This window comes from Mycobacterium florentinum (genome assembly GCF_010730355.1).
Classification (GTDB): Bacteria; Actinomycetota; Actinomycetes; order Mycobacteriales; family Mycobacteriaceae; genus Mycobacterium; species Mycobacterium florentinum.
In genome coordinates, this window is sequence record NZ_AP022576.1 from 3,225,304 (window position 1) to 3,240,001 (window position 14,698).

At 68.4% G+C, this 14,698-nt stretch carries 12 protein-coding genes and 1 pseudogene; 5 read left to right on the plus strand and 8 right to left on the minus strand.

Annotation, left to right across the window (positions count from 1 at the left end):
- The first annotated feature begins 36 nt into the window (after positions 1 to 36).
- Both G6N55_RS15270 and G6N55_RS15275 read left to right on the plus strand, forming a co-directional pair.
- Positions 37 to 1,308 carry a DUF3068 domain-containing protein gene (locus G6N55_RS15270; RefSeq protein WP_163667350.1) on the plus strand — a complete coding sequence of 424 codons (1,272 nt, stop codon included), beginning with the start codon at positions 37 to 39 and terminating at the stop codon, positions 1,306 to 1,308.
- A gap of 42 nt (positions 1,309 to 1,350) precedes the next feature.
- Positions 1,351 to 3,119 (plus strand): annotated as a pseudogene (locus tag G6N55_RS15275) (hypothetical protein).
- Between the two features lie 51 nt (positions 3,120 to 3,170).
- Here the strand turns inward: G6N55_RS15275 and G6N55_RS15280 are convergent.
- A complete protein-coding gene (locus tag G6N55_RS15280; protein ID WP_085222495.1) occupies positions 3,171 to 4,334 on the minus strand; it encodes a glycosyltransferase family 4 protein in 1,164 nt (387 codons plus the stop codon).
- Between the two features lie 40 nt (positions 4,335 to 4,374).
- Here G6N55_RS15280 and G6N55_RS15285 point away from each other — a divergent pair, with 40 nt between their 5' ends.
- Both G6N55_RS15285 and G6N55_RS15290 read left to right on the plus strand, forming a co-directional pair.
- Entirely contained in the window at positions 4,375 to 5,145 is a 771-nt protein-coding gene (locus tag G6N55_RS15285) for a class I SAM-dependent methyltransferase (protein WP_085222494.1), read from the plus strand.
- Between the two features lie 92 nt (positions 5,146 to 5,237).
- Entirely contained in the window at positions 5,238 to 6,707 is a 1,470-nt protein-coding gene (locus G6N55_RS15290) for an aldehyde dehydrogenase (RefSeq protein ID WP_085223001.1), read from the plus strand.
- A 23-nt stretch (positions 6,708 to 6,730) separates the two neighbouring features.
- Here G6N55_RS15290 and G6N55_RS15295 read toward each other — a convergent pair whose 3' ends face one another.
- Positions 6,731 to 7,555 (minus strand): crotonase/enoyl-CoA hydratase family protein, encoded by an 825-nt coding sequence (locus G6N55_RS15295; RefSeq protein ID WP_085222493.1) that lies wholly within the window; start codon positions 7,553 to 7,555, stop codon positions 6,731 to 6,733.
- A gap of 450 nt (positions 7,556 to 8,005) precedes the next feature.
- Here G6N55_RS15295 and G6N55_RS15300 point away from each other — a divergent pair, with 450 nt between their 5' ends.
- The gene (locus tag G6N55_RS15300) at positions 8,006 to 8,587 is read left to right on the plus strand and encodes a TetR/AcrR family transcriptional regulator (protein ID WP_085223000.1); all 582 of its coding nucleotides are present in this window, start codon (positions 8,006 to 8,008) and stop codon (positions 8,585 to 8,587) included.
- Positions 8,588 to 8,595: 8 nt separating this feature from the next.
- Here G6N55_RS15300 and G6N55_RS15305 read toward each other — a convergent pair whose 3' ends face one another.
- The 6 genes from G6N55_RS15305 to G6N55_RS15330 form a co-directional block, all read right to left on the minus strand.
- Positions 8,596 to 8,892: a hypothetical protein gene (locus tag G6N55_RS15305; RefSeq protein WP_085222492.1), complete on the minus strand. Its 297-nt coding sequence runs from the start codon at positions 8,890 to 8,892 to the stop codon at positions 8,596 to 8,598.
- A 17-nt stretch (positions 8,893 to 8,909) separates the two neighbouring features.
- Positions 8,910 to 10,418, minus strand: a complete 1,509-nt coding sequence (locus G6N55_RS15310; RefSeq protein ID WP_085222491.1) for a class I adenylate-forming enzyme family protein — start codon at positions 10,416 to 10,418, stop codon at positions 8,910 to 8,912.
- Positions 10,419 to 10,487: 69 nt separating this feature from the next.
- Positions 10,488 to 11,267: a crotonase/enoyl-CoA hydratase family protein gene (locus G6N55_RS15315; protein WP_139826863.1), complete on the minus strand. Its 780-nt coding sequence runs from the start codon at positions 11,265 to 11,267 to the stop codon at positions 10,488 to 10,490.
- 145 nt (positions 11,268 to 11,412) lie between these two features.
- Complete coding sequence (locus G6N55_RS15320; RefSeq protein WP_085222489.1) at positions 11,413 to 12,822, minus strand: WS/DGAT/MGAT family O-acyltransferase; 1,410 nt, start codon at positions 12,820 to 12,822, stop codon at positions 11,413 to 11,415.
- A gap of 44 nt (positions 12,823 to 12,866) precedes the next feature.
- Complete coding sequence (locus G6N55_RS15325; RefSeq protein ID WP_085222488.1) at positions 12,867 to 14,072, minus strand: alpha/beta hydrolase; 1,206 nt, start codon at positions 14,070 to 14,072, stop codon at positions 12,867 to 12,869.
- 112 nt (positions 14,073 to 14,184) lie between these two features.
- The gene (locus tag G6N55_RS15330; protein ID WP_085222487.1) at positions 14,185 to 14,697 is read right to left on the minus strand and encodes a hypothetical protein; all 513 of its coding nucleotides are present in this window, start codon (positions 14,695 to 14,697) and stop codon (positions 14,185 to 14,187) included.
- Position 14,698 lies beyond the last annotated feature (1 nt).

A 14,698-nucleotide genomic window follows, 5' to 3' on the forward strand; every position in this document is an offset into this window, starting at 1 on the left:
GGATTTGCCTCGAGCATTTAGGGAGGGCACAGCAACGTGAACCGAGCGGTTATGTTGCGGTTCGCCGCATGCGGAATCATCGGACTCGGGGCTGCCCTGCTGATCGCCGCGTTGCTGCTGTCGACCTACACCACCGCCAAGATCACCAAGATCCCGCTCAACATCGACACCATGCTGGTCAGCGACGGCACCGGCACCGCGCTCGACACCGCGTCGCTGTCCGGCGATCACTTCATCATCAACCAGAACGTGCCGCTGGTTTCCCAACAGCAGATCAGTGTCGAGTCGCCGGCCAACGCCGACGTGGTCACGCTGCAGGTCGGCAACTCACTTCGGCGCACCGACAAGCAGAAGGACACCGGGCTGCTGCTGGCGATCGTCGACACCGTCACGCTCAACCGCAAGACCGCGATGGCCGTCTCCGACGACACCCACACCGGCGGCGCCGTCCAGAAGCCGCGCACCATCAGCGACGAGAACCCGCCCACCTCGATGCCGGTTCGCCACGACGGCCTGTCCTACCGATTCCCGTTCCACACCGAGAAGAAGACCTACCCGTATTTCGACCCGATCGCGCAGAAGACCTACGACGTCAACTACGACACCCAAGAGGACGTCAACGGGCTGAGCACCTACAAGTTCACCCAGAACATCGGCTACAGCGCCGACGGCAAGCTGGTGGCGCCGGTGAAATACCCGTCGCTGTACGCCGGTGACGAAGACGGCAAGGTGACGGCCTCCGCGGCGATGTGGGGCCTGAAGGACGTGGACCCGGCCGAGCAGATCACGATGACCCGCTACTACGCGGCGCAGCGGACCTTCTGGGTGGACCCGGTCTCGGGCACCATCGTCAAGCAAACCGAGCACGCCAACCACTTCTTCGCCCGCGATCCACTGAAGCCCGAGGCGACGCTGGCCGACTACAAGGTCACCTCCAACGAAGACACGGTGGAGTCCCAGGTGAATGCGGCCCGCGACGAGCGCGACCGGCTCGCCCTGTGGTCACGGGTCCTGCCGATCACGTTCACCGCGATCGGCCTGATCGCGCTGGTCGGCGGCGGCTTGTTCGCGTCATTCAGCCTGCGGACCGAGAGCGCGCTGACCGACCCCGGCCTGGACCGCGGCGACGAGGAGTTCTTCGGCCGCAGCGGGCTCGAGGAACGGGTGCCCGGCGCCGAAGCCGAGACCGAGAAGCTGCCGGCGCAGCCCTCCGAATCGCATGACGATCCCGATCCGCCGCCCGGCTCCGATCCGCCGCACGGCGAGGCGTCCGAGCCCAATCCGTCCGGCCCGCCCGACCGGGACTAGCCCGCGGTTGCGCCGACGGTGACCGCACCATGGCGCCGGGCCGTGCGGTGGGCTGTTCCCGGGTATGCGTTGACCCTGGCGCTGCTGGTGACCGCGCCGTTGCTGCGGCCGGGGTACCTGCTGCTGCGCGACGCGGTGTCCACGCCGCGCTCCTACCTGTCCGATACCGCGCTGGGTTTGACGGCACCGCCGCGGGCGACGCCGCAGGACTTCGCGGTGGCGCTGGCCTCGCACCTGATCGACGGCGGCGTCGTGGTGAAAGCGCTGCTGGTCGGAGGCCTGTGGCTGGCGGGCTGGGGAGCAGCGCGCCTCGTCGCGACCGCGCTGCCCTGCGCCGGGATGCCGGGCCAGTTTGTCGCGATCACGCTGGCGATCTGGAATCCCTATGTCGCCGAACGACTCCTGCAAGGTCACTGGAGCCTGCTGGTCGGCTACGGCTGCCTGCCCTGGGCGGCGACGACGGTGTTGCGGCTGCGCTCGGGTGAAGCCGGCTTTTTCGCGCTGGCGTTCTGGATCGCGCTGGCCGGACTGACGCCGACCGGGCTGATGCTTGCCGCGACGGTGGCGCTGGTCTGTGTCGCCGCACCGGGTGCCGGCCGGCCCCGCTGGCTGTGCGCCGTGGCGGCGCTCGGTCCCGCGCTGATCGCGGCGCTGCCGTGGCTAGTGGCCGCGGCGACGGGTGCGTCGTTGTCCACCCCCAAGGCGGCGAGCACGCTCGGTGTTCTCGCGTTCGCGCCGCGCGCCGAGCCCGGTCTGGGGACGCTGGCCAGCCTGGCCAGTCTTGGCGGTATCTGGAACAGCGAGGCCTTACCCAGTTCGCGCGCAACGCTTTTCGCGGTGGTTTCGGCAGTGGTGCTGCTGGGCGTGGTGGCGACCGGGCTCCCCACGGTGCTCCGTCGCCCGGCGGTGGTGCCGCTGCTCGTGCTCGCGGCGGTGTCGGTGATGACACCGGCCGTGCTGGCCAGCGGGCCGGGCCTGCATCTGCTGGCCGCCGTGGTGGATGCCGCACCCGGTCTGGGGGTGCTGCGCGACGGGCAGAAGTGGGTCGCGCTGGCGGTGCCGGGCTACGCGCTCGCGAGTGCCGGTGCGGTGGTGACGCTGCGACGGTGGTTGCCCCCGCCGGCCGACGTCGGCACGGCGCTGGTCGGCTGTCTAGCGCTAATCGCGGTGTTGCCGGACCTGGCGTGGGGTGTGGGAGCCAAGGTCGAGCCGGTGCACTACCCGCCGGGCTGGGCTGCCGTGGCGGCGGCGATCAACCGTGCGCCCGCGCCGGTCGCGGTGCTGCCCGCGGGCTCGATGCGGCGCTTCGCCTGGTCGGGTCCGGCGCCGGTGCTCGACCCGCTGCCCCGCTGGCTGCGCGCCGACGTGCTGAGCACCGGCGACTTGGCGATCTCCGCGCGGGTGGTGCCCGGCGAGGGCAACCGCGCCCGGGCGGTCCAGGAGTTGCTGCTGTCCGGGCCGTCGCCGTCGGCGCTGGCGCCTGCCGGTGTGGGGTGGCTGGTCGTCGAATCGGACAGCGCGGGTGACATGGGCTCGGCCGCGCGCACTCTCGGCGGGCTCACGCCGGTTTACCGCGACGACGAATTGACGCTGTACCGAATCGGCGGCAACGCCCCCGGGGTGCCGTCGGCCCGGCGCCAGGCCACGGTGATCGCGCACCTGGCGTGGCTGGGGCTGCTGCTCGTCGGCGGTTGCGGCGCGCTGGTCGCCGCTTGGCGGCGCCGCATCCGGGTTGGCGGTGCCGCGTCCCGGTTGCGCCGCGACACTTAAACCGCGGCGACGACACGCCGACAGACTCCGCCGAGGATTAAGTTTCGCGAAGCGGTATCGCCACTTGGCCGCGCTGGTCGCCGCGCGCCGGATTAGACCACGCCGCTGACGAACTCGCCGGCCAGCACGCCCTCGAGCACGGCGCGCATGGCATCGGCGCTCTGCGCCCAGGAGAACTCGCCGCTGCGCGTCTGCGCCTTGGCTCCGAGCTGATCGCGCAGCACCGGATCGCACAGCAGCTCTTCGAGGCGGTCCATCAGCTCGGCGCGCGTGTCCACCAAGACCCCGGTCACGCCGTCGACGATCGAGTCGGACAGACCCCCGGAGGAGCGGTACCCGATGGTCGGCACGCGGTGCTGGGCGGCCTCGACGACCGCCAGGCCCCAGCCCTCCTTGCGCGAGGGCAGCACATGCACCCAAGCCCCTTGCAGCACATGGTGTTTGGTCACATCGTCGACGTGGCCGTGGAAGGTCACCGCGTCGCCGATACCGAGGCCGCGGACCTGGTCGACGAGACGCTGGCGCCACCAGCCGTCGCCGACGATGTCGAGATGCAGTTCCGGCAGCCCTGGAACACGCCGTCGCAGCTCGGCGACGGTCTCCAGGGCGTCCTCGATCTGCTTGTGCGGCACCAGACGCGAGAGCACCACCACCCGCGGCACGGCCGAGCGCGGGCCTTCCAACGACTGCGCCGGCGCCTCGTCGAGGCCGTTGCGCACCACCGCGATCCGCTCGTTGTCCGCGCCCAGGGCGACCAGGTCGCGCGCCGACGGCAGCGACACCGTCAGGTACTGATTGCGCCGGTGCAGCCGCGGCGACAGCCACGACTCGACAAACCAGCCCAGCCGGCCCAACACCGGCCCGGCCACCGGCCACTGCTCACGGTGGCAGTGGTGCACCAGCACCACCACGCGGCGGCCGTAGATCAGCCGGGAACAGAACGGCAGACCGTTCTGCGAGTCGACGACCACATCGGGCCGCACTCCCCGCAGCGGCCCGAGCCCGACACGCGCCAGGGCCATCGCCAGCAACGCGAACACGTAGACGGAGTAGCGCCCACCCGAGCGGCTGATTCGCACGCCGTCGACGACCTCGCGGCGCGGTGCGCCCGGATAGCGGGCGGTGCGCAGCGTGACCGCGACGCCCGAGGCGGCCAGCTGCGCGCCGATGCGCTGCAAATAGGCCTCACTGCCGCCGCCCTGCGGGTGGCCGGTATCGCGCCAGCACAACAGCAGTACCGAGCGCAGACCAGACATCCTGGTCAGCCTAGCCGCTACCCGACGTAGGGTCTTTCCGGTGGCGGTGACTGACCTTTTTGCGCGACGAGCCACGCTGTCGCGCTCGGTGCGGCTGCTATCGGAATTCCGCTACGAACAGCCGGACCCGGCCCGGTTCTACGGCGCACTCGCGGCCGATACCGCGGCGATGGTCGGCGACCTCTGGCTGGCCGCCCGGGGCGAATCGCCGGCCGGCCGCACGCTGCTCGACGTCGGCGGTGGGCCCGGGTATTTCGCCGAGGCGTTCACCGACGCCGGTGTGCACTACCTGGGCGTGGAACCCGATCCGGGCGAGATGCACGCCGCCGGGCCCAGCCTCGCCCGGGCAACCGGCACCTCCGTCCGGGCGTCGGGCATGGCATTGCCGTTCGCCGACGACTCGGTGGACATCTGCCTGTCGTCCAACGTCGCCGAACACGTGCCGCGGCCGTGGCAGCTCGGTGCCGAGATGCTGCGGGTGACCAAGCCGGGTGGGCTGGCCGTGCTGTCCTACACCGTCTGGCTGGGCCCCTTCGGCGGGCACGAGATGGGTCTGACCCACTACCTGGGCGGAGAGCGGGCGGCTACCCGGTATGCGCGCAAACATGGCCATCGCGCCAAAAACGACTACGGGTCGTCGTTGTTCGCGGTGTCGGCGGCAGCGGGGCTGAGCTGGGCCGAAAACACCGGGGCGCTGCTGGCCGCATTCCCGCGCTACCACCCGCGATGGGCCTGGTGGCTGACGTCGGTCCCGGTGCTGCGCGAGTTCGCGGTGAGTAATCTCCTATTGGTGCTCCAACCGCAAGAATGAAACATGTTCTCGTTTCGTTTTTGCTTGGGTATGGTGGCGCCAGGCCCGCCGGCGACGATGCGGAGCGGAGCGATGAGGAGGAGCGGCGGAATATGACCGACATCAAGACCGAGTACGACAAGCTTTTCATCGGCGGCAAGTGGACGGAGCCGTCGACCGCTGAGGTGATCGAGGTGCACTGTCCGGCCACCGGCGACTACTTCGGCAAGGCACCGCTGGCGGCGGCGGCGGATGTCGACGCGGCGGTGGCCGCGGCCCGCGACGCGTTCGACAACGGCCCCTGGCCCTCGACGCCGCCGAAGGAACGTGCGGCCGTGATCGCCAACGTGGTCAAGCTGATGGAGGAGCGCAAGGAGCTGCTGAGCGCGCTGCTCGCCGGTGAGACCGGCCAGCCGCCGACCACCATCGAGACCATGCACTGGATGGGCTCGATGGGCGCGATGAACTTCTTCGCCGGCCCGGCCGTCGACCAGGTCAAGTGGCGCGAGGTGCGCACCGGCGCCTACGGGCAGTCCATCGTGCACCGCGAGCCGATCGGCGTGGTCGGCGCGATCGTGGCCTGGAACGTGCCGCTGTTCCTGGCCGTCAACAAGCTGGGTCCCGCCCTGCTGGCCGGCTGCACCGTGGTGCTCAAGCCGGCCGCCGAAACCCCTTTGACCACAAACGCTTTGGCGGAGATCTTCGCCGAGGCCGGCCTGCCCGAGGGCGTGCTGTCGGTGGTGCCCGGCGGTATCGAAACCGGCCAGGCCCTGACGTCGAACCCCGACGTCGACCTGTTCACCTTCACCGGCAGCTCGGCTGTCGGCAAGGAGATCGGCCGTCGCGCCGCCGAGATGCTCAAGCCGTGCACGCTGGAGCTCGGCGGTAAGTCGGCGGCCATCCTGCTCGAGGACGTCGACCTCGCTTCGGCGATCCCGATGCTGGTGTTCTCCGGAATCATGAACACCGGACAGGCCTGCGTCGGCCAGACCCGCATCCTGGCGCCCCGCTCGCGGTACGACGAAATCGTGGAAGCGGTAAGCCAATTCGTGCAGGCGCTGCCCGTCGGACCGCCGTCGGACCCGGCCGCCCAGATCGGTTCGCTGATCTCGGAGAAGCAGCGCGCCCGCGTCGAGGGCTACATCGCCAAGGGCATCGAGGAGGGCGCCCGGCTGGTGTGTGGCGGAGGCCGTCCCGAGGGCCTGGACAACGGCTTCTTCGTCCAGCCGACGGTGTTCGCCGACGTCGACAACAAGATGACGATCGCGCAGGAGGAGATCTTCGGGCCGGTGCTCGCCATCATCCCCTTCGACACCGAAGAGGACGCGGTCAAGATCGCCAACGATTCGGCCTACGGCCTGGCCGGCAGCGTGTGGACCACCGACATCCAAAAGGGCATCGAGATCTCGGAGAAGATCCGCACCGGGACCTACGCCATCAACTGGTATGCCTTCGACCCGTGCTGCCCGTTCGGCGGCTACAAGAACTCCGGCATCGGCCGCGAGAACGGGCCGGAGGGTGTCGAGCACTTCACGCAGCAGAAGAGCGTGCTGATGCCGATGGGCTACACCGTCGAGGGCTGAGGCCTTCCACGCCGAGTGTGCGGCTAGCGGCCCTGGAAGTGGGCCTCGCGTCGCTCGATGAACGACTGCACGCCCTCGGCGGCGTCCTCGCTGGCGAAGAGTTCGGTGACGACGGGGCGCAGCCGCTCGATCGCGGCGGCTTCACCCTGAGTGCGTGCCAGGTGCGCCGACGCCAGCGTGGCCCGCACGCCGAGCGGCGCCGCACGGTCGGCGATCGTGTGCGCGATGTCGCGCGCCCGCGCCACGGCGGCGGCCGCGTCGGTGGCGACCTCCTGGACCAGCCCGATGCGGTACGCCTCGGCGGCGTCGAACTCGTCACCGGTGAGCAGCCAGCGCATAGCGTTACCCCAGCCGGCCTCACGGGGCAGCCGGACCGTCGCCCCGCCGAACGGGTAGATCCCGCGCCGCACCTCGAGCTGGGTGAATCGGGTGCCGGCGGCGGCGATGCGGATGTCGGCGGCCAGCAGCAGCTCGATGCCCAGCGTCATGCACCAGCCGTGCGCGACGGCGACCAGCGGTGTGGTCCAGGTGCCGTCCAGCCGCCACGGGTCCCGGCCGTCGTCGGGGAAGGGGTTCTCCCCGGACGCGATGCCCGGGCCGACGTCGGCCAGATCCAGGCCGGCGGTCAAGTGGTCGCCGTGCGCGAACAGCACCCCGGCCCGGACCGAGGCATCGGACTCCAGCACCGCGTAGGCGCGGGAGAGATCGGCGAGCATCGCGCGGTCGAACGAGTTGCGTTTGTGCGGTCGATTCAGGCCGATCAGCAAAACGTGGCCGTCGCGTTCCAGGGTCACGGTGTCGAGAGCGGGAAGGATTTGATCGGCAGGGCTGTTGGACTTGTTCGCCATCGCCAAAGTGAATCGCAGAACCCCGGATTATGCAATACAGCATAATCCTTACGGTTTACTCAGCCTGGAGTTAGACAAGATCAATGACCTAGGTCACATATTTGCCTGGTCTGCGAGTTTAGTACCTCTAACAACTTGCTTAGTAGACCAGTGTCTTATATGATTCTCAGCATAATCATGAGTCGCCGGCTTCGGCACATGAGAGCAGCACTAGGCCGGGAGAAATACCATGTGGATCATCGAACTCAATGTCGCCGGCTATCAATACACCCGCGAGGTGCGTGACCTGAAACGCCCGTCTTTCCGGTTCAGCCCGCGTAACATGCATTGGCCGGTATCGCGGCATTCGCACGCTGCATGACGTCGGCCCTAGGAGGTACGAAAGTGCCGACCACGAGCGACATCGACCCGCAACCCACCTCGACGAAGCGCGTCGGCACCCGGACCAAGATGCTCGTCAGCGCCGCCGAGGTGATGCGTGAGCGCGGAGCCGCCGGCGTCACGATCGACGCCGTATTGGCGCGCAGCGGCGCCCCGCGCGGCTCGGTCTACTACCACTTCCCCGAAGGCCGCAACCAGATCCTGAGCGAAGCGCTGCGCTATTCGGGGGATTCCATCACCTCCACCATCGACGCGGCCGCCGATCACGGCGCCCGCGCCTTGCTGCGCGAGTTCATCCAGCTCTGGGAGCGGCTGCTGACCGACGGCGACTTCCTCGCCGGCTGCCCGGTGGTCGCGGCCGCGATCAGCTCGGACGAAAGCGATCAGGACCTGACCAGCGAAGCCGGCATGATCTTGGGCCGGTGGTGCACGGCATTGACCCGGGCGTTCGCGAAAGACGGCTTCGACGACGACGATGCCGCCTCGCTGGCGGTGATGTCGATTTCGGCACTGGAGGGTGCGGTCGTGCTGGCTCGCTCGACCCGCTCGGTTCGCCCGCTCGGCCAGGTCGGCGAACAGCTCGAATTCCTAATCAAGGCAAGGGAATTCGTCACCCGTAATGGGATGCCCGGCAAGCAGGACGGCGCGTAGCCCCGATGTCAGTCGCTTGCGGGAAGCGGCTTGACCTCTTTGAGTGCAAGGGCGGTCTGCCCGATGCTCAGGCTCCCCGCGCCCGGCTTGGTCACCAGCACCTCGGCGCCCGCCTCGTCGACATAACGCTTGCCCATCACGGTGCCGCCGGAGAAGGCCGGGTCGAGTTCGCCCGAGCGCTCGGCGCCGATCGGCACCATCGGCGCTCCGCCGCAGCGCAGGTCGTCGAGGCTGTCTGAGCTCCTGACGACGATCACCTGGGTGTCACACACCTGGCTGGTGAGACGGGTTCCGTTCTTGATCATGATCTTTCGTCCTCTGCTTACTGCTCGACCGGTGCGGCCTGCAACCCTTCGATGATCTGCCGCCGAAGCACCTTGCCCGTGGGTGTGGTCGGCAGCTCGTCGCGAAACACTACGCGGTCGGGGGTACGCGAACCGCGCAAACTCTTGCGCACGTGCTCCCGCAATTCCTCGGGATCGGGTTCGACGCCGGGCCGCGGTACCACCACGGCAACGATCGCCTGTCCCCACTGCGGGTCTTCGACGCCGACGACGGCGACGTCGCGAACATGCGGATGCTCGACGAGCACCTCCTCCAGCTCTGCGGGCGCGATGTTCTCGCCGCCGCGGATGATGGTGTCGTCGCTGCGTCCGCCGATGAACAGGTAGCCCTCTTCATCCAGCATTGCGATGTCTTTCGTTGGGAACCAACCGTTTTCGTCGAGAACCGAGCCGATCCCGGTGTAGCGCCCGGAGACCTGCTCGCCGCGCACGAACAGCTCGCCGGTCTCACCGGCGGCCAGTACCTTGCCCTCGTCGTCGCGGATCTCGATCTCGATGCCGGGCACCGGGCGGCCCACCGAACCCAGCCGCTTGACCGCGGCCTCTTCGGACGCGGACTGCGCCGCGCGGTGGTCGTCGGGTGTCAGCACCGCGATCGTCGAGCTCGTCTCGGTCAGGCCGTAGGCGTTGACGAACCCCACCCCCGGCAACAGTTCGAGCGCCCGGCGGACCAACGGCAGACCGACCTTCGAGCCGCCGTAGGCCAGGTTGCGCAGCGACGTCAGCTCGTGGCCGCCCGCCTCGAGCACGGAGACCACGCGGTCCAGCATGGTGGGCACCAGCGTCGCGGTGGTCACGTGCTCGGCGCCGATCAGCCGCACCCATTCGGCAGCGTCGAAGTTGGGCAGGTAGACCATCTTGCGGCCGGCGTAGAGATTCGACAGCGCGGCGCCGACCCCGGCGATGTGATACGGCGGCACGCAGATCAGTGCCGCGTCTTGCTCTGCGGCCGAGTCGAATTCGACGGTTCCGGTGACGTAGCTGGTCAGGTTGTTGTGCGAGAGTTCGACGGCCTTGGGCTGCGAGGTGGTGCCGGAGGTGAACAGCACGATCGCGACCGACTCGGGGTCGGGGAACACGAGACTGTCGGGGGCCGGCTCGGCGCTGCGGGCGGCGGTCAGGAAGTCGTCGGAATCCATCACCCGCTTGGACGAATCGCCGAGCATGTCCCGGTAGCCGCTGTCGACGATGACCAGGGGGTCGGGCAGCCGCTCGATCAGCGTCTGGATGCTTTCGGCGGACAGCCGGTAGTTGAGCGGGGTGAACGGCAGCCCCGCGCGGGCCGCGGCGAAGATCAGCGCCGGCAGCATCGCGCCGCCGACACCCACGTAGGCCACGTGCGCCGCACCCGATTCCGCGATGACCCCGGCGCCGCCGTCGGCCAGATCGCTGAGCTGCTGCGTCGTCAGCCGGGTTTCCCCCGAGACGACGGCCGTGCGATCCGGGTTGCTGGACACAGCCATCTCGAGAAGCAACGAAATGCTCATACTCGATCCCTCTGAATCCCAACCCTTTTGCGCCCCGACGCGAACTCTACGAACATAGTGTATCGGATCTCAGGTGCCGGTCCACTGGGGAGCGCGCTTCTCGGCGAATGCGATCGCGCCCTCCTTCGCGTCGTTGGAACCGAACACCGGAGCCAGCAGCTTGCCCTGCTCGGAAAAGAAGTCCTTCGGGTTCCAGCTGCGGGACTCGACGATGATCTGCTTGGTGACGGCCACTGCGAGCGGCCCGTTGGCGGCGATCCTTTCGGCCAGCTCGATCGCGGCGTCCAGCGCCGACCCGGGCTCGGCCAACACGTTCACCATGCCGAGCGCGTGGGCGCGCTCCGCGGTGAGGTTCTCCCCGGTCAGCGCCAGCTCCATCGCGATGGCCGACGGAATGCGCTGCGGCAGGCGCAGCAGCCCGCCGCCACCGGCGACCAGACCGCGCTTGACCTCGGGGATACCGAAGGCCGAGTCCTTGGACGCCACGATCAGGTCGGTCGCCAGTGCCAGCTCGGTGCCACCGGCCAGTGCGTAGCCCTCGACCGCGGCGATCAGCGGCTTGGTCGGCGGACGCTCGGTGAAGCCCATGCCGCGGCCCTCAACGATGGGAAATTCGCCCCGGGCAAACGCCTTGAGGTCCATGCCCGCGCAGAACGATCCCCCGGCGCCGGTCAGGATGCCCACGGAAAGACCCGCGTCGCCGTCGAGCCGGTCGACCGCTTCGGCCAGGCCTCTGGCCACCGCGAGGTTGACCGCGTTCTTGGCCTTGGGCCGGTTAATCGTGATGATCAGGATCCGGCCGCGTTGTTCGACCAGGACCTCGGGCTCGTTGGCCTCGTCAGTGCTCACGGTGCTGCGAATCTCCTTCGAATCGGTGGCATCGGTGCAAACCAGTGGCTGTTACCGATTGATGGTAGCGGCCGACGGAAATGGCACTGGCACCAGGAGAGAGTCGCGTTACCAGAAAACGGGGCCGTCGCGGCAGCCGGACCGGTCAGGCCGGCGCCATCGCGGCCTCGACGGGCGTTAGCTCTTCGGAAAGACCTGCAGCCCTGCGCAATTCGATGAAGTCGGCGATCATCGCCTCGGTCACCTCGTGCGGGTCCTTGACGGTGGCGCCGTCGGACAGCACCGAGATGTTGAGCTGATCGACGTAACTCCACACGGTGATGTTGAGCCCGCTGCCCGCGGTCAGCGGTCCCACCGAGTAGATCTCGGTGACCTGTGCACTGCCGACCCGGCCGCGCTCGCGCGGTCCCGGCACATTCGAGATCGGCAGGTTGAGCACCTTGTTCTGGCCGTCGCGGCTGGAGGCCCAGCGGAAAAACGACTCGGTGGCCAGTGGCGGCATGTAGTTCGACCACCGGCTGATCAACTCGGGTCCGACCAGATGAAACGCCTCCTTGGCGGAGTTGGCGTTGTCGCGGCACGCGGCCAGGCGTTCCAACGGGTCGTCGAGGTCGGCCGGCAGCGCCACCATCATCCCGGTGAAGTAGTTGCCCGATATCCGCTCCGGGGAGAAGTCGAAGCTCGCCGGGACGGAGGCCAGCAGCGGTTCGGCGGTGCCGTCGTAGCGCAACAGCAGGGTCCGCAGCGCCCCGGTGGAGATGGCCAGCACCACGTCGTTGATCTTGGCGCCCCGCTTCTTGCCGGTTTCCTTGACGTCGGCGAGCGCCAGGGTGGCCGTCGCGAAACGGCGTTCCGGGGTGATCCGGTGGTTGAGGAAGGTGGGTGGCGGGGTGAAGGGCATGGTCAGCTCCGGCGAGAGCTTGCGTGAGCTGCGCCGCACCCGGTTGATACCGCTGGCGGTGTAGCGGAACGTCCCCGGCAGCTTTCGGGCCTGGCGGAGGTGGTCGAAGAATGCCGTGCGCACCAGTTGCGGCTTGGTGGGCGCGGGGTCGGTGATCTGCGGGCCGCTGTCCGGTGTGGGCAGCAGGTCCATGCCGCGGGCCATCAGGTTGGCCGACGCGACGCCGTCGGCGAGCGCGTGATGGATTTTGCCGACGACCGCGACCCGATTGTTGGCCAGGCCCTCGATGAAGTACATCTCCCACAGCGGGCGGTCGCGGTCCAGCGGGGTGCTGGCAATGCGCCCGATCGCGTCGTCCAGCTCGCGGCGGCCGCCGGGCTCGGGCAACCGCATCGGGCGGATGTGGTAGTCGAGGTCGACCTTGCAGTGCTCGCGCCACATCGGATGGTGGAACTTCCACGGGATGTCGACGAGCTGATACGTGAAGGGCTCCAGCTTGTTCAGCCTGGCCCCGATGACCTGGCGAAACGAGGCGACGTCGAAGTCGCGGCGATCCGGGTCGATCTCGACGACGGCGACCTTGATCGTGTGCATGTGCACGTTCGGGGTCTCGCTGTACAGCAGTACCGAGTCCCAGCCGCTCAGCCGTTTCATCGCCGCCCCTTCCCCTCAAGCAGGGACCTTACTCAGCGGCCGAGCTAGATGACCTCTTTTGACCTGATCTGCAACTTGGTGCGGTAGATCTGGTTGAGGAACAGCGAAGTCGCATGGGCCGCCACACCGGCGCGCTCGCCGTCGATCATGTCGAAGCCGTGTCCGGCCCCCGGCAACTCCAGGTACCCGACCATCGAATGCGAGACCGCCCGCAGCCGATCGACGAAGCTGCGCGCCTGCTCGACCGGGATGACGCTGTCCTTGCTGCCGTGAATCACCAAGAACGGCGGGGCATTCCGGTGCACCCGCGCGATCGGCGACGCGTCCCGGTACAGCTCGGGGTGACGGGCGATGGATTTCTTGACCACCACCCGCTCCAGGAATTCGACGAACCTGTCCCGCTCCGGGGTGGAGCGGTCCTCCCAGTCGTAGCGGCCGTAGATGCCGACCACCGCGTCCACCGAGCTGTCCGCGCCCTCCGGCAGCCTGCGCTCGAAGTCCGGGTCGTCGGGTGTGAGTCCGGCCAGTGCGGACAGGTGCCCGCCCGCCGAACAGCCCGCCACCGCAACGAAATCGCGGTCACCGCCGAACTTGTCGACGTTGGCGCGCGCCCATGCGATCGCGGTCTTGACGTCGGTGATGTGACGCGGCCAGCGGTGATACGGCGCCACCCGGTAGTCGATCGCCAGGCATACCCAGCCCTGCTCGGCCAGGCGCGACATCAGGGTGGTGCCCTGCATCATCGCGCGCCCGTGCACCCAGGCGCCGCCCGGAACGAAGATCAGCACCGGTGCGGGCTGGGCCGGCAGATCCTTGCGCCGCCAGACATCGAGCACCTGCGCGGGGTGGTCGCCGTAATGCACGGCCCGGCGGTACAGATAGCGGCGCTGCCGCAACGCGTCCCAGATCGGCGGCGTCTTCTCGGCCGCCGGCCATTCGGCGTCGAGGTCCGCGGCCGACACCACGCCGCGCAAGGCGGCGACGGACACGTCGTGCGTGCTTTCCCGGTCCCGGCGGCGCGCGTCGTTGATGCCCGGCGTCAGCAAGTCCTTCTTCAGGGCAGAAAAAGCCTCCGGTGCATGCCGCGCACCCCAGACACCCATCGCGGTCACGCCACCCAGTGGTTCCAGGTGCTTACCGACCACCGGTAGCGAAGCTCCGGCAACGCTTAGTGCCAGCGCATAGTCGGCGGGACGGGCCCGCAGCAACCATTTCAAACAGGGTGTCATGCTGGGGACCCTCGCCGTCATGTAGGGGACTGTACCCCCACCGCGTCAGGGGAAACTGACGTTTGTGTAGAAGCGGCGGACATGACGCGAAATCACCCGGATAGATGTTTGCTAAATTGCCGGATTCACTGCCCTAGACAGGGTTTTTAGCTTCGCTGGACGAGGCGCGCCGACGCGCCGCGAAGAGCCGGATCGTGTAGCAGATAGCGCTCATTGCGAACATCGCCGCGGTGAGCAGCAGCCACCTGCCCAGGAAGGGCTGCTGGGTTTGTCCGGTCGCCGCCAGGTAGGTGGGCCCGCCCTGCTCGATGATGCCGGGCAAAAAGATCAGCAACGTCAGCCCAGCCCCCATCGCGGGCACGCGAATGTAGTTGCGGGCGAGCACCTTTGGGTGTCCCCGAGGCGGGCGGGCCGACAGCAGCCGATCGGCCAGCGCGTAGAGCGGGAAGAACAGCAGATCGTGAACGACCACGGCGGCGGCGAACCAGACCGCGATCGACTGCCACCAGGTTTCGGGGTTCCACAGCGTCGCCGGTTGGAAGGTGAACAGGATGTAGCCCAGCAGCGCGAACCCGCACACCATCGTCAGCAGGTGCAGCGGATGCGATCCGTAGATCGCGGCGAAACGTGTTGAATGTCTTGTCATC

What these genes read in the sequence shown, in the direction of transcription:
- G6N55_RS15280 (WP_085222495.1), bottom strand. Translation starts at nt 4,334, where the DNA reads ATGTCTGGTCTGCGCTCGGTACTGCTGTTGTGCTGGCGCGATACCGGC.
- G6N55_RS15290 (WP_085223001.1), top strand. Translation starts at nt 5,238, where the DNA reads ATGACCGACATCAAGACCGAGTACGACAAGCTTTTCATCGGCGGCAAG.
- G6N55_RS15295 (WP_085222493.1), bottom strand. Translation starts at nt 7,555, where the DNA reads ATGGCGAACAAGTCCAACAGCCCTGCCGATCAAATCCTTCCCGCTCTC.
- G6N55_RS15300 (WP_085223000.1), top strand. Translation starts at nt 8,006, where the DNA reads ATGCTCGTCAGCGCCGCCGAGGTGATGCGTGAGCGCGGAGCCGCCGGC.
- G6N55_RS15305 (WP_085222492.1), bottom strand. Translation starts at nt 8,892, where the DNA reads ATGATCAAGAACGGAACCCGTCTCACCAGCCAGGTGTGTGACACCCAG.
- G6N55_RS15310 (WP_085222491.1), bottom strand. Translation starts at nt 10,418, where the DNA reads ATGAGCATTTCGTTGCTTCTCGAGATGGCTGTGTCCAGCAACCCGGAT.
- G6N55_RS15320 (WP_085222489.1), bottom strand. Translation starts at nt 12,822, where the DNA reads ATGAAACGGCTGAGCGGCTGGGACTCGGTACTGCTGTACAGCGAGACC.
- G6N55_RS15325 (WP_085222488.1), bottom strand. Translation starts at nt 14,072, where the DNA reads ATGACGGCGAGGGTCCCCAGCATGACACCCTGTTTGAAATGGTTGCTG.
- G6N55_RS15330 (WP_085222487.1), bottom strand. Translation starts at nt 14,697, where the DNA reads ATGACAAGACATTCAACACGTTTCGCCGCGATCTACGGATCGCATCCG.